Raw genomic sequence first — 17561 nt, 5'->3', positions numbered from 1 at the left:
TTGAGTAATACCAAGGGCCTAGATTTCCATTATATCTAGAGTAATACTATGGTTAGGCGACTTAGTAGCAATGTTTTACACACCTACTGGTTGCTTAACCAAATTCTCCCCAACATATCCATTACAAGCTTCCACTTCACGTACCTTGTGAATGTAAATAATATATATTCCCGCACTCAATCCTAAAACGTTTTTTTGGAATGCAGGAACATATTCAAATTCCCCTCTATCCCTCGTGCATCAATGCTTCTCATCTCGATATATTACTACCACGCACTCCACATGCACCGTATGCGGGAACATGTCTACGGGCTGAACCTCCACCGTTCTATACCCTCCATCCTCCAGTATCCTTAAATCCCGTGCCAGCGTGCTCGGATTGCAGGATACATAGACCACGCGCTCTGGCTTCATCTCCAGAATGGTTTCGAGCAGGCGAGGATCGCAGCCCTTGCGGGGTGGATCGACGACGATGACGTCGGCTGTGATGCCTTGCTCTTTCCATGCGGGGATGACGTCTTCGGACGCGCCTACCTCAAACTTCACATTGCGCATATTGTTCAACAGCGCATTACTCCGTGCATCCTCAATAGCTTCTTTGACGATCTCCACTCCGTATACCTGATCCGCATGTTGAGCGAGGAACAAGGAAATGGTGCCGATACCGCAGTATGCGTCGATCACCGTTTCTTTACCCGTGAGTCCGGCATATTCGACGGTTTTGCTATACAGCACTTCGGTTTGAACGGGGTTCACCTGATAAAAGGACCTCGCGGAAATAGCAAATTGGACGTTTCCGATGTAATCATAGATCACGTCACGGCCCCATAGTACACGGGTTTCGTCGCCAAAAATAACGTTCGTTCGCTTGGTATTCACGTTCTGGCAAATGCTTGCCACGTGTGGGATATGCTCACGAATACTTCCGATCCAGGCATCTGCGTGCGGGATATCTCGTCCATTCGTGACGAGGACCAGCATCATTTCACCTGTACGAAAAGCAGTCTTGACGACGACATGGCGCAGTAGTCCGCGTCCGGTTTCTTCATTATATGCGCTGATGCCCAGCGTCCGCCCAATCTCTTTAACATGTGCAACGACCTCGTCGTTACGCTCGTCCTGAATGAGACAGGTGTCCATATCCACTATACGATGACTGCCACGTGCGTAGAAGCCGCCGACAAGTCCGCCTTCGGTGACGCCGATCGGCACTTGGGCTTTGTTGCGGTATCTCCACGGCTCGCTCATGCCCAGCGCAGGAAGTACCTTTACAGCAGCTTGCTCACCTGCAATGGAACCTTCATTTCCCTCCACATTCAGCTTCCCGATACGCTCCAGCACGTCCACGACATGCTGGCGTTTCCAGCCTAGCTGCGCTTCGTAGCTCATATGCTGGATCTGACAGCCGCCGCACTGATCGTAGATGGCGCAGGGAGCTGCAATCCGGTCAGGGCTTGCCTGCACGATATCCAGCAGCTTGGCATAGCCATACTGCTTTTTCGTTTTCAGCACCTTTATCCGCACCTTTTCACCCGGCAACGCGCCTGGAACGAACAGCGTAAAACCCTCAACGCGTCCCACACCTTCGCCGTCATGGTTCATGCCGATGATGTCCATCACGGCTTCATCGTTTTTTTGCACTGGCAGATCGGTACGCTCTGCACTAACTCGGTTACGATTGGATGCATCCTGACTTCGTCCACCACGGGAAGCGCGATGCGATCCACGCCCTTTTTCCAATGTCTTCCGTTCCCTTTCCTGCTCACTTCCATTTCCTGTTCCAGCTCGAAGCTGTCCTTGTCCCTGTCCTCTTTCACTGTTCATCGACATGGTCTTTTTCTGCGGCTTCCCTTGATTGGGAGCTGCTTCATTCCGGCGGCTTTTTCCACGTCCGCTACGGTTACTCGTCATTATAGATGTCACTTCTTTCTGATAATCTTTTAAACCTGTTTATGCTCATGATCGGCATACAGCCTCATATATAATCACGCGGCCATCGCTCCACTCATTAACGCCAGTACCGTGAACTCGAAAATGCCGTTACTCCCCACGGAGAACGGCAAGAACCGATATCGTCACAGCGAAAAATAACTTCCAACTCTACATTCCATATACTGTACTGCAATGAGAAGTGAGAACACTCATCGTCATTTTACCGAAAAACATTCAAATGCTGCGGCAAATTACGGAAAGTCGCTGGCAGGGTACCACCCAGTTCGCCATCCAGATTAAGCTGGACATAGCCGGGCGAGGTAACTTCCATGTAATCCGTTTTAAAATAAACGATTTTCTTGTCCTGCAAGTGCTCACCACGCAGCGCGAGTGTCACCAACCGAATCATTTCCGCCAGATTACATTTGCGCACAGCGATCACGTCGAGCAGCCCATCATCAATGGTCGCACCGGGCGCCAGCTTTTCAAATCCGCCCACCGAGTTCGTATTAGCAATCAGGAAAAGCATGAACTCGTCGTGTATCACTTCCTGACCCGATGCCTTGATAATCAGTTCTTGCGGGGCAAGGCTGACCATTTTCTCCACACCCTTAAAATAATAAGCCAACTGTCCAATCATCGTTTTCAGCTTACTGGGAACTTCATACGTAAGCTCGGTCAAAGTACCGCCACCCGCGATGTTAATAAAATAGCGGTCATTAGCTTTTCCGATATCCAGCGGCTTCGCATTTTGACGAATGACCAGATCGCAATAGTCCTCCCATTGCTTGGGAATGCCCAAGGCCCTGGCAAAATCATTCGTCGTACCTAACGGGAACACGCCCAAGGGCGGACGGTTTTCCCTTTCAGCCATTCCGTTAATAACTTCGTACAATGTACCATCCCCACCTGCGGCGATGATCATATCATACCCGCGCTCAATGGCATCCATCGTCTCACGAGTTGCATCCCCTTCTCCCGTAGTTGCATGGCAAGAGGCTTCAATACCACCTTCATCCAGACGCTGCAAAATGTCCGCAAGGCGACGCTTCATTTCCTCGCGTCCGGAGGTCGGATTATAGATTAATCTAGCACTTTTCATTCCCGTTACGCCACCCGTATATTTAATGATATTTATGTTTATATTCTCATTCATCACATTCACTCTATACAAAATATCATCATACTGGAAAAAGGCCTCTTTTACAATAAAAGAAGCCTACGCTTACCTAAATACGGAAATTTCAGGCTATGATAAAGCTGTAGCTGAACCAAGCGCCCTGTTGCTCAATCTTGCTTCTGCATTCTTTGCAGCAGTTCACAAATTTGCCCGTTCATCCAGCTTGTGAGCAGGGGATGCGGCAGCAGAGGATCTCCCGAATAACGGTATTCAAGTCCCTGTAATCGTCCAGGAATGATATGACTTGTAAAATATCCCGAGCTTAAAAAAAGCGGCGCCACAATAACATCATGACCCCGCTCCTGCTTCCAGTACGCTACCTTATCATATACACTCTCAGGATTCAGCAAGGCGTAGTCCGTAGCGATACTACTCACCCTTTGCACCGTACGGGCTAACGAAGAAATCCCTCGCTCCCAGCGCTGAAAAAAGCCATCATGCACACTGCCATGTCCCACGAGCAAAATAGTCTCTCTCGCAGGGTTGACCGACAATGGGCTAACCTTGTCCCAAACCATGTGAGCCACATCTTCTCCGTCATCCACCGGACTGCCAAAATGCACACACGCCTTGATCCGAAAAGGCTTCAAATCCGTTTCTTTGTCTGGCGTATCCTTGACTCCCAGCGCATAACTGATCTCATCTACATGCGTGCTGCCGGACGACATAAATAAGGGCACAACCAGCAAATCTGTCACACCTAGGGACTCCAAACGGTCAATACCATTCTGGATCAATCTTCCTTTCACCGTTTCCAAAAATGAAACCTCTAACGGCATGTCCTTCGGCAAATGAAGCTTTGCGGCCGCCTGATCCACCTGTTCCACCCAATACGACTCCCTTGAGCCATGGCTAATGACCAGTACCCCAGGGCTTCGCATTAGCGCCCCAGACGCTCAAGTGTCAATTTATACCCGTCATTACCGTAGTTCAGGCAACGTTTAACACGTGAAATCGTAGCTGTACTGGCACCCGTCTCTGCTTCAATCTGGTTATACGTACTACCTTTACCCAGCATACGGGCAACTTCCAAACGTTGAGAGAGGGACTGAATTTCATTAATCGTGCACAAATCATCGAAGAATACATAGCACTCTTCCAAATTTTTTAGAGTTAGGATGGCTTCGAACAATTGATCAATACTTTTATCATTAAGCTTTTTGAGCTGCATGGATTATCATCTCCCAAGGTTACAATCTATCCTCATTGTACTCGAGGAATAGTTGGTTTTTCAAGCGTTAACGATTTCACGCATCACAGAACAGCATTATTTTTTTAGCAGGATCGTACTGTGCTAGAGCCCAAATCCGCTTTTATACCTGATTTCGGGACACGCGCCTAAACCCACTGTGCGTTTGTAACATACAGTAGAGTATCAACCTACAAAGGAATGTGATCTCATGCCTGGAAACTACTATCATCGGAGGCCGCAACAGCGTTCCCTTTCCGATCCGTATAATTCCTCTTCATATCCGGGACTCGACACGTACAGCGATGTTCCGCAAGTCGATTCCTCCGGAATCGTGCCTTATGAGGCACCATCAAGTATTACAGAATCCGCCGTCGTGGTCACACCTGATCCGGTCCCGGCCAAAGGAGGACTGCTCGGCGGTCTCGGCAACCTTGGTAACCTTCCCAATCTCGGCGAAATTAAAGGCATCATTGACCGTATGGGCGGTATTGACGGGATTGTCGCTACTTTCGGCAAGGTACAAAAGGTCATGTCCAGCGTGCAGCAATTTGCGCCAATGGCGAAGCTGATTATGGGCGCGCTCCCAGCATTCGGAAAATCCGCGAGCAAAAATTCTGCAACGGAACTCACCGAGGAATTGGATGAATACACACCACCGCGCACACGCCGGAAAAAGACACAGCGCAAAAGCACTACGACCCCGCGCAAACGTCCGCGCAAGCGCAAAAGAAAGTAGGTTATTTTATTTGAACCAGCCCCGACGCATAAACCAGATTACCATCGCTGCACTTAATATGAACATAAAGAACAGCACTCCAAAATAACCATATTTCCAGCCCAGCTCGGGCATATACGAAAAATTCATACCATAGATACCCGCAATCAGCGTCAAGGGCATAAAAACAGTCGTAATGACGGTCAGTGTCTTCATGATTGAATTCATACGGTTGGAATTTAGCGAAATATAACTGTCTCTCAGGTCGGCTGTCATCTCGCGGTCGGCCTCCAGCATGTCGGTCAGCTTCAGCAGATGGTCATAAATATCCGTAAAATAGGCCATATGCTCCCCTTTTCCCTGCACATGCTGCGAATTAAGGACCCTGTACATCAAATCCCGCATCGGCACAATTGTACGGCGCAGCTTGAGCAGCCTGCCTCGCAGAGCAAATACCTGCTTCATCAAGTCCTCCACCGATTCACGCCCGCCCAGGCCCTCCAGCTCTGCCAGCTCATCCTCAATCATGAACAAACTCGGGAAATAGTTATCCACCAGCTTGTCCACCACCGTATAAGCCGCAGCCAGCGGCCCACGCGACCAAATTTTGCGTTCATTGGCATGCTGGACAATCCGTTCCCAAGCCTGATCCAGCTCCTCCAGTTCATGATGATGGTATGTCACCAAGAAACGGCTGCTAATGAACATATCCACTTCTTCCGCATCCAATGTATCTACATCCAGCGCATGTACCACCAGAAACTGCACATCCTCATAATAGTCCAGTTTCGGACGTTGCAGAACATGCAAACAATCCTCCACAGCCAACGGATGAAAATGGAAATAACTCGTCAGAAGCTCTGATTCATGATCGGTAGGCTCGCTAAAATCCACCCACATCCATATATAATCCTCCATGACGATCTGCTCCAGTGGCAGCCCCACCGTCACCTGATGATCATGGCCTATAACCAATGTACGTATCACCGTACGTCCCCCTCGCCTAACACTACTGTCATTGATTCTATTTACATTGTATATAAGCTATTCAGCGTTATACAAATCTCAAGCCCCATATTCATGCTTCATACAGCAAAATAAAGAAAAGGATATCTCCGGGCCATCACAATCCCCCAAGATATCCTTATAAAATATAAATCCAACTCAAACGATATGTTCCATCTCTCTATCTGATAAGAAGCTAACTTCAGGATTTTGCAAAATCCTCAACTTATAATGATAACTATGCTTCAATTAATTTCACAAAGCCAGTGCTTGTCGCTTCATAGCCTAACCGTCGATAAAATTGATGCGCATCCTGTCGCTCACTCCGATTACCGCTGTTCAAAGCAATGGCAACCAAACCTTTTTCTTTTGCCCAAGCTTCCACTTCCTGATTTAGCGCCTTGCCGATGCCTTTATTACGATGTTTCGAATCCATCACAAAAACAACGATACGCGCATAATCTTCATTTCTTTCATAAAAGATATCATAGTGTAGCCCAACCATCCCAACCACTTCCCCTTCAATTTCAGCAACCAGGGTATGATAGTCAGGATTAGAAGCGATACGATCATATCTCTGCTTCATATCTTCAACTGATGTAGGATAACCAAGCTCCTCCATTAAATAAGCCAACGCCGGAATATCCTCTTGTCTAGCAGTCCTGATCTTCAAATTACCCACTCCTTTGAAGGATATACATAAGGATTTATATCAGGTAATAAAGACTCTCTCTTACAATCACAAGAGATCACATCTAGCCATGTACCTACTCACTAAACCACACTTTAACCGAGCCCATTCACTCCCAGCCTACTATCGGCGCAGCAAGCACCGCGCGGCGCCCCTTCCCTTCCACTGCATCCACTCATTCAAAAGTGAGGCAGGCTTTTGACGAAAGGGGGCGATCAGCGAGTAGTAGCGCAGCGGTACATTTGAATCTGAAAAAGCGGAGCGTTCGCCTTTGCCCCTAAATTTTCACCTTTTCATGTCTTATACAATCCAAAAATTCAGGGGCAACAGCGATCATAAGATCAAATGGACCGCGGAGCGTTTCACAACGAGCACATCTCACACATTCAACGCAAACCCTGCCCCACTTACAATACTTTCTCCAAGAAACTAATCGTCCGCTCATTTTGCGGATTACCGAATACCTCTTGTGGCGTTCCTTCCTCGACGATGTAGCCTCCGTCCATGAACACGACACGGTCGCTTACTTCGCGTGCAAAACCCATCTCATGCGTCACGATCATCATCGTCATACCTTCACGGGCCAGATCATTCATGACGCCGAGCACTTCTCCGACCATTTCAGGATCAAGCGCCGAGGTCGGCTCGTCGAACAGCATAATATCCGGGTTCATTGCCAGCGCGCGTGCAATCGCCACGCGCTGCTTTTGACCGCCGGACAACTGTCCTGGCAAGGCATCTGCCTTATCGGACAAGCCCACACGCTCCAGCAGCTTCATGGCCGTCTCCCGGGCCTCTGCCTTGGACTGTTTACCCAATTCTGTTGGCGCAAACATAATGTTCTTGAGCACCGTCATATGCGGAAACAGGTTGAAATGCTGAAACACCATGCCTATATTTTCACGGACCTTGTTAATGTCCACGCTCTTGTCACTCAAGTTGTAGTCATCCACGATGACCTCGCCTGCTGTAATTTCCTCCAGCATATTCATACAACGCAAAAACGTGCTTTTCCCTGAACCCGAGGGGCCAATGACGCAGACAACCTCACCTTCCTGCACTTGCATATCAATGCCTTTCAGCACCTCGTTACTGCCATAGCTTTTTTTCAGGTTCTTGACGATAATTTTACCCACGGCGAACTCTCCCTTCAAGGCGGTTGGAAATTTTGGTCAGGACTGTAATGACGATAAGATACATCACCGCAACCACCAGCCAAATATCAAAGGATTGGAACGTCCGCGCAATAATAATCTTACCCGATTGGGTCAATTCGACCAGGCCAATAACAGACAAAATCGAAGTATCCTTCAACGTAATAACCAACTGATTGATAAACGACGGGATCATGATTTTCACAGCCTGCGGCAAAATGATTTTGAGCATAGCCGTCCGGTATGGCAACCCAAGAGAACGAGCCGCTTCCATTTGTCCCGGATCAATGGACTGAATACCGCCACGGATGATCTCCGTCACATAAGCTCCCGCATTGAGAGACAACGTCAGTACAGCCGCGACAAAGAGCGGCATTTTAAAATCCAGTGCCTGCGGAATCCCAAAGTAAATAAAGAAAGCAAGTACGATCAGCGGAATACCACGGAATACATCGACAAAAACTGTTGCAATACCACGGAACAGTTTATTGTGACTCACCTTCATAAAGCCGAACACCAGACCCAGCACAAAAGCTACCAGCAGGGATACAAGTGTATACAGCAGCGTATTTCCCATTCCTTTGATCAGCGAAGGCAGGGAAGCGGAAATGAGTTCCCAGCGCCCACGTTCAACAGGTGCCGCACCTTTACCGGATTCGCCCAGATACTTGGACATGATTTTGTCATATTCCCCGCTGTTGCGAAGATTCACAAGCCCTGCATTAAATTTCTCCACCAGTTCCTGGTTTTTGCCTTTATTGACAGCGAAACCGTATGAACCACCTTTTTCCTTATCCGTCACAAGCTTGAGTCCATTATTCTGTGTCACTCCGTATGCCAGCACCGGATAATCATCAAAACATGCAACTGAGTTTCCAGTCTTAACCTCATCGTACATTTGAGAGGAATCATCGAACGGAACCGTAGTAAAGCCATATTTGGCCTTAATGGACTCCGCGAACGTGTACCCTTCTGTTCCCGTTTTGACAGCGACACGCTGCCCTTTCAGGTCCTCATAGCGCTTAATCGTATCATTATCCTTACGGACCGCCATGACGACACCTGAATCAAAATACGGTTCAGAAAAATCAAATTTTTGCTTACGTTCATCTGTAATACTCATCCCGGCAATAACGCCGTCCACTTGATTCGTTTCAAGTGCCTGCACTGCCGCATTAAAGCCAAGAGGCTTGATGGTATAGTCAAAATTCTGATCCCTGGCAATAGCAGCCAGCAGATCCATGTCGATTCCGACAAATTTACCATCTACATCTTCAAACTCAAAAGGCGCGAACGTTGTATCCGTGCCGATATCATATTTTGTTTTGTTTTCTGCATGTGCCACTACGCCAAAATTACCGGCCAGGGCAACCACAAAAAACAGACAAATCATGAGTGCTGTTAGTTTTCCAGATTTTTGCATAAGTTCCTCCAGTCAGTTGAACGGTTCAAAGTTTTCTGTTTATTCTACAGGAGTTATTAAAAATTGACTACTTTGATGTCAGATATTTTTTGAAAGATGTTTCATGGACCTGTCTGATCGGGTAAGGTTTAAAGGACCTGTTTTTTGCCCCTGTAATGCCAATAAGCCCCTGCCGCAAAAAGCGGAAGGAAGCTTATTGTGTATCCTATAGTGTGTACTTATTTTCTGAGAAATAATGATGAACTAGAAAAGAATTTTGAAAATCAAACCTGCTAGTAAAGCAGAAATTGGGATAGTAATAACCCAAGTAATGACAATGCGACCAGCCAGCGACCAACGCACAGCGGAAAAACGCTTCGCAGAACCAACACCCAAAATAGCCGAAGTAATGGCATGAGTAGTACTTACTGGTAAATGAAGCAGTGTGGCTGTGAAAATAACCGAAGCTCCGGAAATATCAGCGGCGAAGCCATTGATCGGCTCGATTTTAAAAATCTTGGTGCCCATCGTCTTGATGATCTTCCAGCCCCCAATGGACGTACCGAGCGCCATTGCTGTTGCGGCCGAAATTTTAACCCACATCGGCACTTCAAGATGATCCTGATAACCCGCCGAAACGAGTGCAAATGTGATAATCCCCATTGCCTTTTGGGCATCATTCGTACCGTGCGTGAACGATTGAAGCGCTGCTGTAATGACCTGCATCGTGCGAAAACCTTTGTTCACCGTATGCGGACTGCGACGAGCGAAGATGTATTTTAAAATCATCATTACAATATAACCAATTACAAAAGCAATCAGCGGGGAGAAAATAAGTCCCTCAACAATCCCGATGAAGCCGCTCCAGTTCAATTTCTCTGATCCCGCACCTACATACACAGCCCCGGCCAGCGCACCAATCAAGGCGTGGGAAGAGGATGAAGGAATACCGAACCACCATGTGAGCAGATTCCAGATAATCGCTGCGATCAGTGTCGCAATGACGATATCAATCCCGTTCGTAAGCTTGGTAGGGTCAGCGACACTGCCACCAATCGTCTTGGCAACCCCTGTAAACAATATGGCTCCCAGAAAGTTCATGACCGCAGCCATAATAATCGCACGACGCGGCGTCAACGCACGGGTAGATACCGAGGTTGCGATAGCGTTCGCCGTATCATGAAAACCGTTAATAAAATCAAATGCCAGAGCAAGAAAAATAACAATACCCAATACCAGTAAACTTGTATCCATGTAAAAGGACTCCCTTACGAGTTACGCATAATGATGGATTCCAGCATATTTGCAACATCCTCGCATGAATCCGTTGTCGTTTCAAGGCGTTCGTACAATTCTTTGCGTTTAATCAGTTCAATGGGATCAGTTACAGTTGCAAACAGGTTTTTGATGCAAATACGCAACAGCTCATCCCCCTGATTTTCCAAATCATTCAGGCGAATGGTGTATTCACGGATGGCCAGCAGCTTCTTCTGTGAAAGCAAATGTACAGCCTTCTGAATTTCATAAGCCGACTGACGCAAAATATCAGCGAACTGCACAATATACTCGTCCGGCTCCGTAATGTTGTACATATAAAAACGAGAGGCTGTCGCTTCCAGACCGTCCAGCACATCATCCATGGTCGTTGTCAGTTCCATGATATCGTCGCGTTCCAGCGGCGTAATGAAGGTCTTGTTCAGCTCAGTAATAATCGTGTGTGTGTAATCATCACACTTATTTTCATACTTCTTCATTTCATTAGTAAACAGAACCACATCTTGAAGATTTGAAGTATGTTGGGCAAAATAATCAGCTGCTTGCACGATTGTATCTGCCATATTTTCCAACGTCTCGAAGAATATATCCTTTTTCTTCAATCTCATTAACGATTACCCCTTTACGAAAATATCCGCAACCTGTTTCGACTGCATTAGACAACCTTTGCTATCTTATCACACTCATCAATGTTTTTGTAAAGTTTGTAAAGGCAAATTTCACAATATTAAGTATACATTGCCCGACAAGGAAGTTCATTATCCGACAAATTATATCTAAAAAGGTGGATTATGGATTCCTCACTTTGCTTCTACACTTACATGCTCGTTCAGCGAAACGTCCGCCGGAACCACATGTATATAGGATGTACCCGGTACCAACGGAATTTCAACTCCATTTTTCATAAAACGAATAGCATCACCGGGCGTATGCTGCCACTCGGCGTGTATCAACTTCCCTTGTTGAAACAACATAGCCTCTCCACCGCCTTTAAGCTCAACGCTCAATCGACCTACATCATCCAGCGTTTGGTGCCTGGTGCTCATCACAATGACATTGGCCGCAGAGAGCTGCTTGTTATTGTTTTGATCCACATGTGACTTTTCGTTCACAAAACGCTTATATTGCTGATCTGACGGATCGTAGGTGTAAGATACCTTGTAGCTTTTAAGCAAAAAGCGGATTTGCAAAGATACTGCCTCCCCGTCTCCCATGATCGAAGCTTCACCGGATTTAAGATATTTATATACCGGAACCACCGTCTGCTTGGCGTAGCCTTTACTTTCGCTTCCTTGGCGAAGTCTGTTCACATCTGTGTACAGATTGTGTGGTGGACGGCGATCCTTGCTTCTCCAGAAGTAAGCTCCCCCATTCGAAATCTCATCCAGATGCTCTTTTCGTTGCTGCTGTAAAATCGCATAGGCATCTGTACTTCCCCCGGCGTGTATCGGCAACGCCCCGTAAGTTTCGCCCAGCTCAATCAGATACGGCCGGATGCTGCGGACCGGGCCTATTTTCACATCACCGCCATGACTTTGGAAAAAAGCTACCAAACGTGTAATTCCACCTTCTGCGAGAACTTCATATACCATGTCAGCCTCGCTAAGTCCCGCCTGAGGTCGTGCGGCTGGAGCATTATTAATCATAATTGCAAGCGGTCGTTCCAGAACAGGCTGCTCCACCGGAAGGCCGGTAAGCGGAGCTGTAAATGCCGGAATAGTCGGTTCCTTGGGCGGCTCAAGCGCCTCCGGCTGTGTTTCTTGCTTAACCGGTTGGGGCGCGGGTTCTGATTCACCCGATTTGGACATAGCAGAACAGGACATCATGGTCATACATAGCAAAACCGAGGTCATCACACACAACCATTGGCTTCGATTGAAAATGGGCCCGGACAAATTCATCCCTCCAGTTAGACATTTTTCTCATTATAAGCGTTATTTCCTGTTTTTGTCTTGATTGAAACTCATCATCACTATAGAATACTTATCTGAAGACATTAAAATTTAAAAAATATTCAGACTTTGTGATTTTTATCACAAATAACTGTAACTGAACCTAATACAATAAGGGTGTAGCAGAGATGATCATCCCAAACCAAATGAAATACAACCAACATTATAAGATAAGAAAGAGGAGTGGTTTGAATGTTTAACAACTGGTTGCGTGAAAATAAAGTAGCAATGTGGCTGCTGACTGTAGTACGGGTTTATCTGGGATATGAATGGATGACCCATGGACTTGAGAAGCTGACTGGCGGATTCGATGCAGGCGGATTTATCTCGGGGGCCATTGCTAAGACAGGCGGAGAACATCCCGCTGTACAAGGCTGGTGGGGATCGTTCCTTGAAGCCTTTGCCCTACCTAATGTCGGTCTGTTCAACGTCCTGATCCCACTGGGTGAGTTCCTGGTCGGAGTTGGCCTGCTTCTTGGTACACTGACTACATTAGCTGCCTTGATGGCAATGGTCATGAACTTCTCGTTCCTATTCTCGGGCACAGTAAGCACCAATGCAATCTACCTGCTGTTTGAAATCTTCCTTGTAGTTGCTGGCGCAAACGCTGGACGGATTGGCTTGGATCGTTGGGTACTTCCCTTCCTGCGTGGACTGTTCCGTAAAAATAAAGATACCTTTCCAGCAGACCCCGCTCGAAAAATAGCTTAAGCTACCAAAAAAACAACCGTTACCCTCCGGGCTAATGGTTGTTTTTTTGTGCAGCTATGCTGCTGACTTTCTTTTATATCCGATTCATCATTTCCCCAAACGTTTACAAGTTGGATACAACCCGGAATGCTCACGATACATTCCCCCTATACACTAAAGTTACATCAAAGAAAGCCATGGAGGGTTATATCATGAAAAAAATCACCAAAGCCTACCTCATGCTCGCGACAGTAACTTTCACAGTACAGACTATGGGACTGGGATATCCATCACAAGCCGAAGCGGCAGTATCGACTACGACAACGTCTCAATCGGAAAGTGTGCAAAATATCTCCAACACCTTCGAGCAACTGCTACGTCAACCCGGCAAACTTCCTCAGGCATTCGCTTATTTGCAAAAACACATTCAATCCATTCCAGCCTCTCAAGCCACCATCATGACGCTTCATCTGGAAAATGCACAGACCAAGCAATTGGATTCTTATTCACAAGCCTTATACCCAGCTTCTGTTCAGACCAAAATCAATACTATTTATAAACCCGGCGATTCGTTCACAAATGTAATTAGCCGCACCAAAGATACGAACCTGAAGAAATTACTGACCCAAACCAGAGATGCCGGATACAAACTGGAAACCGCAGAAGGTATGTATTATCCTGTCATAAACTATGAAAAATATAAAGTTTTCGGAAAGCACACCACGGCAGATATCCGCAGCTATATTGACATCATGGCAGTGGAATCTGGACAGGCGGCTACCAAGGATGCCGCACTGCATATCGGATATCAGCAGTTGTCTGGACGGGTGCTGGCACAGGAAGACTTTTTAAACAAATATCCACATTCCAACCGTACACTAGCTGTCAAAGAATTGCATGATCTGTACTATTTCCATACCTTCTACGGCACGAACAATACGCCATTATTCGATTACGATACCAAGAAGATTCTTCCTAACGCTAAAAAAGGATATCAACTGGTAATTCAACGCAACAGCGGCTCAGCTAGTCCTTATATACAAAAACTAAAAGCCTTCGTGGCTCTACTGGATCAAAACGGAGATAAACACACTGCACAGGTATCCGACTGGCTGAAAAAGAACGTACCTACTTCCTGATCAAGTTTTACAGGAACACACCATACAGGAACTCATGTTATATACACAAAAGAACTTCCATTCCCACTTGCCATGTGGATTAGGAAGTTCTTTTTTCACATTTACATATCACGTTCTTGACCGAAAGCCCAACAATTGAGACTCAGTGAGCCCAGGACATAGGACTGAAAAAGCTTCTGCGCCGAGCGCTGGTCATCCGCAGCCCCCATCGCGTAAAACAGCGGCGAAAAATGCTCTATCCCATAAGAGGGAACCGCCTGTTTGGCATAAGGAGCCTTTTTATCATATTGGAACAAATGACGTAAATTCCATTCCTGAAGCTGCTGACCGATCCAGTTATCATATTGAACCGCCCAATCTGCTGGCTCATTCGTCTGCTTGAGTGTTCGCAAGTTGTGGACCAATCCGCCGCTACCGATGATCAAAATGCCCTGTTCACGCAACGGTGCCAGCATCCGCCCAATCTCGTATTGCTCCTGCGGAGCGCGCCTGGAATCAATGGAGAGCGGGACGACCGGGATGTCCGCATCAGGATATATATGCCGCAAAACCACCCATGCTCCATGGTCCAGTCCCCGGTTCCGTACCGGCTGGTGGAACAGGTTATGCTGACTGAACAGATGCTCTATCTCCTCATACAGCTTCGGATCGCCTGGTGCAGGGTAATCAAGTGTGTACATTTGTTCAGGAAAGCCATAGAAATCGTGCAACGCTGCATGCTGGTCATCCGCGCCTATGCATTGATCAGCACTATCCCAATGCGCGGAAAAAATGACTATTCCTTTGGGTCGGGGCAGGCTCGCGCCCAGCTCTGCAAGAAAGCTGGTGTATGCGTTGTTTTCTAAAGCTAGTGTTGGTGAACCGTGCGCAACAAAAATTGAGGGTAATGTCATCGCTGCCAACCTCCACACGCCAGTATAGTGTTACTCTTCCATTTTACTCCGGTGGAGGCGCAATTTCCAATACAATCCGTTACAGCCTGAAATCAGATCATCCAGTGCTGCCAATCCCGCTGAATATTCTCCTGCTCATCCAGCCATTCCAGCGTCCGGTCGATCAACCGCTGCCGCTCTTTACCGGAAGAGAAGGTGTGGTCTCCCTGAAAAATAATCTCTTTGTCGCAGCGTCCCTCTGGACGCATCCAAAATACCTTTTGGAACAGGAATGCATAGTCCACAGGAATGATATCATCCGAGGTTCCGTGAATAACGAGCACATCGCCGTTAAACTTGACGGCCTCCTGAAACGGCTGGAACTGGGCAAGCGACTCAAAATATGAAGGTGTGAACTTATAGCCCAAATAGTCGGCCTGACCGCTTTTCACAGACTCATCGTACACGCTCCGCTCCGTAATTTTAACAATGTCATTGAACGGGTAGCCGACCGCAGACCAAAGCACCAGATTTTGTACTCTCTTGTCCCGTACTGCTGTGAGAAGAGCGACCGCGCCACCCAGACTGTGACCGATCAGCGTCACCTTGGTCGGGTCGATATCTGCACAATTCACGGCATAATCAAGCACGGTACGTGTCTGATTAATCATCGACTCCAGCCCTTGCTTGCCGTATTCACCCGTACTTTCCCCGCAACCTGCAAAATCAAAGCGCAGGACAAAATATCCCCCTTCTGCAAGCTCACGGGCAGTCTTTACGAATAACCGATCTACCCCGATACGATTGCCCACAAATCCGTGGCATATCACTACAAGCGGTACCCGTCTCTGACGGTCTCCTTCATTCGGATTGCTTGGATAATGAATTGTTGCGGCCAGCTCCTCATTTTCAAAGCGAATTCCAATTTGCCGTTCCATCATGATTGTCCCCCTGTTTCAAGCTTCACCGTCACCAACCTGGTATGCTGTATTGGCAACCCTATCTTGCGAAGCTTCTTGTGATGATTAATGATTGGTAATTAATGATTTAAAGCGAATATGTCAAACGTATATTGTAACATGGATGCTCAGCAAAATATCTATTTACTTTAATTCCGATAAGTTTAATAAGTTTTATAGTAAAGTCAGTCTATCATTGCCCTGCTTCCTTGTCAACCTGTCAGTTATAACGGAGAAAAAGGGAACAAATGGCGCTCCCCGCAACGAATAACGGAGAGCGCCATATTGCATTACTTGGCGGGGAAAATTACTTTCATCCCGCAGACTATTCGTAGCTGTTCCTGAACATTTCGTGCGTCTCCGTACGCCCCTCCCATTCCAGTCTGCAAGAGACACCGCTATTCTGATCCTCATGCCATAAGCTGCGGTAGCTCTCTTCGCCCAGATCACCTGCAAACTCGGTATCCTGAGCCCATTCAGCATCGTTCAGAATACGGTACGTCGGGGATGTTCCCTGAACGCTCCGATGACTCACGTTCACAGGTATGGCCTCCACGCTGTTTCTAACTGGAGCGGCTTCCAGCCGTTTATTAACCGTATAACCCGCCTGCTTATCCAGCTTCATGATGCCACATCCTCTCCACATTTACATTCAGGATGCTCCGCCTGCTCACCCTTTATCCAGTTTGAGGAGAATGCAGCGGTAATATACATTTCGCAGATAAAGCCTTTTGCCATCCGCAGCTTACTCACGTATACTGTTTTTGTTACGTATTGGCGGTTCCGCCAGATCGGAATACGCCCGCAAAGCAGGAGGAAGCAATGAATAAAGCCAAAAATTATACACTTATTGCATGGATTGCCTTGTCCATGTTTTTTTTGACACAGGCGATCATCGGATGGTTTGTAACGTTTACAGGCGGAGATGTTGCTCCTTTTGAAAAAGTTAACCTGTCCACCCTGATCATCATCGCCGCAGGAGCCATCCTGCTGGTTGAAGCGCTGATGAATTTTATGGACCGCCCGGAAGAAGGAGAGGAAGCACAGCAGGACTATACGCCCGTGAAGCCCCGCATAGACCTCAAGTCCATCTTGCGGTATGTTGTATTAGTCGTGGTGATTCTCGTCGCCGGGCTGGCCCTGCGCCGCGTACTACCCGTGTTCAGCATTTCACCCTGGGTGAATCTGATCCTTGCTGCCATCGGCTTCATCGGTCTCAAGCCGATTTTTTTACGCAAAAAACGTTCATAAGACGCAATCCTCATCTGTACTTGGAGCTGCCCGATTTTTGTTCGCGGCGGCTCTTTTGGTTATTTTACAACTCCCAATTACGTACATAATATTAGAAAAGAAAGCGGCTGTCGGCTGACCTGAGAATGATCTGGCATCCGACTTGCAGCTTA

General features: G+C 47.2%; 18 protein-coding genes. 4 read left to right on the top strand and 14 right to left on the bottom strand.

Annotation, left to right across the window (positions count from 1 at the left end; translation table 11 throughout):
- Window positions 1-240: 240 nt before the first annotated feature.
- From rlmD to ABH897_RS25225, 4 genes are all read right to left on the bottom strand, one after another.
- Window positions 241-1911, bottom strand: coding sequence for a 23S rRNA (uracil(1939)-C(5))-methyltransferase RlmD (gene rlmD / locus ABH897_RS25240; RefSeq protein WP_404592859.1), 1671 nt, complete (start codon window positions 1909-1911; stop codon window positions 241-243).
- A 241-nt stretch (window positions 1912-2152) separates the two neighbouring features.
- Window positions 2153-3034, bottom strand: coding sequence for a diacylglycerol kinase (locus ABH897_RS25235; RefSeq protein WP_043922646.1), 882 nt, complete (start codon window positions 3032-3034; stop codon window positions 2153-2155).
- Window positions 3035-3219: 185 nt separating this feature from the next.
- Window positions 3220-3993 (bottom strand): sirohydrochlorin chelatase, encoded by a 774-nt coding sequence (locus ABH897_RS25230; RefSeq protein ID WP_283654719.1) that lies wholly within the window; start codon window positions 3991-3993, stop codon window positions 3220-3222.
- Window positions 3993-4283 (bottom strand): YerC/YecD family TrpR-related protein, encoded by a 291-nt coding sequence (locus ABH897_RS25225; protein ID WP_014279885.1) that lies wholly within the window; start codon window positions 4281-4283, stop codon window positions 3993-3995. Before ABH897_RS25225 ends, ABH897_RS25230 begins: the two co-directional genes overlap by 1 nt.
- A 229-nt stretch (window positions 4284-4512) precedes the next feature.
- On the opposite strand from ABH897_RS25225, the gene ABH897_RS25220 reads away from it, so the two are divergent.
- The gene (locus ABH897_RS25220) at window positions 4513-5040 is read left to right on the top strand and encodes a tyrosine protein kinase (protein WP_283654718.1); all 528 of its coding nucleotides are present in this window, start codon (window positions 4513-4515) and stop codon (window positions 5038-5040) included.
- A 6-nt stretch (window positions 5041-5046) separates the two neighbouring features.
- On the opposite strand, the gene corA is transcribed toward ABH897_RS25220, so the two are convergent.
- The 7 genes from corA to ABH897_RS25185 form a co-directional block, all read right to left on the bottom strand.
- Entirely contained in the window at window positions 5047-6006 is a 960-nt protein-coding gene (gene corA, locus ABH897_RS25215; RefSeq protein ID WP_044647044.1) for a magnesium/cobalt transporter CorA, read from the bottom strand.
- 256 nt (window positions 6007-6262) lie between these two features.
- The gene (locus ABH897_RS25210) at window positions 6263-6697 is read right to left on the bottom strand and encodes a GNAT family N-acetyltransferase (protein ID WP_283654717.1); all 435 of its coding nucleotides are present in this window, start codon (window positions 6695-6697) and stop codon (window positions 6263-6265) included.
- Between the two features lie 425 nt (window positions 6698-7122).
- Complete coding sequence (locus tag ABH897_RS25205) at window positions 7123-7851, bottom strand: amino acid ABC transporter ATP-binding protein (RefSeq protein ID WP_014279880.1); 729 nt, start codon at window positions 7849-7851, stop codon at window positions 7123-7125.
- Window positions 7844-9292 carry an amino acid ABC transporter substrate-binding protein/permease gene (locus tag ABH897_RS25200; protein WP_404521048.1) on the bottom strand — a complete coding sequence of 483 codons (1449 nt, stop codon included), beginning with the start codon at window positions 9290-9292 and terminating at the stop codon, window positions 7844-7846. Before ABH897_RS25200 ends, ABH897_RS25205 begins: the two co-directional genes overlap by 8 nt.
- 243 nt (window positions 9293-9535) lie before the next feature.
- Window positions 9536-10525, bottom strand: coding sequence for an inorganic phosphate transporter (locus ABH897_RS25195; RefSeq protein WP_283654716.1), 990 nt, complete (start codon window positions 10523-10525; stop codon window positions 9536-9538).
- Window positions 10526-10539: 14 nt separating this feature from the next.
- Entirely contained in the window at window positions 10540-11154 is a 615-nt protein-coding gene (locus tag ABH897_RS25190) for a DUF47 domain-containing protein (protein ID WP_014279877.1), read from the bottom strand.
- 192 nt (window positions 11155-11346) lie between these two features.
- A complete protein-coding gene (locus tag ABH897_RS25185; RefSeq protein ID WP_404580664.1) occupies window positions 11347-12447 on the bottom strand; it encodes a DUF3048 domain-containing protein in 1101 nt (366 codons plus the stop codon).
- 243 nt (window positions 12448-12690) lie between these two features.
- Between ABH897_RS25185 and ABH897_RS25180 the strand changes: the two genes are divergently transcribed.
- Both ABH897_RS25180 and ABH897_RS25175 read left to right on the top strand, forming a co-directional pair.
- Window positions 12691-13209 carry a DoxX family membrane protein gene (locus ABH897_RS25180; protein WP_044647040.1) on the top strand — a complete coding sequence of 173 codons (519 nt, stop codon included), beginning with the start codon at window positions 12691-12693 and terminating at the stop codon, window positions 13207-13209.
- 191 nt (window positions 13210-13400) lie between these two features.
- Window positions 13401-14327 carry a hypothetical protein gene (locus tag ABH897_RS25175; RefSeq protein ID WP_404592858.1) on the top strand — a complete coding sequence of 309 codons (927 nt, stop codon included), beginning with the start codon at window positions 13401-13403 and terminating at the stop codon, window positions 14325-14327.
- A gap of 101 nt (window positions 14328-14428) precedes the next feature.
- Here the strand turns inward: ABH897_RS25175 and ABH897_RS25170 are convergent, their stop codons facing one another.
- From ABH897_RS25170 to ABH897_RS25160, 3 genes are all read right to left on the bottom strand, one after another.
- Complete coding sequence (locus tag ABH897_RS25170; RefSeq protein WP_404521044.1) at window positions 14429-15220, bottom strand: dioxygenase family protein; 792 nt, start codon at window positions 15218-15220, stop codon at window positions 14429-14431.
- A gap of 92 nt (window positions 15221-15312) precedes the next feature.
- A complete protein-coding gene (locus tag ABH897_RS25165) occupies window positions 15313-16137 on the bottom strand; it encodes an alpha/beta hydrolase (protein ID WP_283656193.1) in 825 nt (274 codons plus the stop codon).
- Between the two features lie 346 nt (window positions 16138-16483).
- On the bottom strand, window positions 16484-16783 hold the full coding sequence (locus ABH897_RS25160; RefSeq protein WP_404521043.1) for a hypothetical protein: 300 nt from the start codon (window positions 16781-16783) through the stop codon (window positions 16484-16486).
- A gap of 197 nt (window positions 16784-16980) precedes the next feature.
- Here ABH897_RS25160 and ABH897_RS25155 point away from each other — a divergent pair, with 197 nt between their 5' ends.
- A complete protein-coding gene (locus ABH897_RS25155) occupies window positions 16981-17409 on the top strand; it encodes a hypothetical protein (RefSeq protein ID WP_283654711.1) in 429 nt (142 codons plus the stop codon).
- Window positions 17410-17561: the final 152 nt, after the last annotated feature.

It is taken from the genome of Paenibacillus sp. RC73, from assembly GCF_044908085.1.
GTDB classification, from domain to species: Bacteria; Bacillota; Bacilli; order Paenibacillales; family Paenibacillaceae; genus Paenibacillus; species Paenibacillus terrae_A.
The sequence above is the reverse complement of the archived record's forward strand: the minus strand, read 5'-3'. Positions and strand labels throughout refer to the sequence as shown.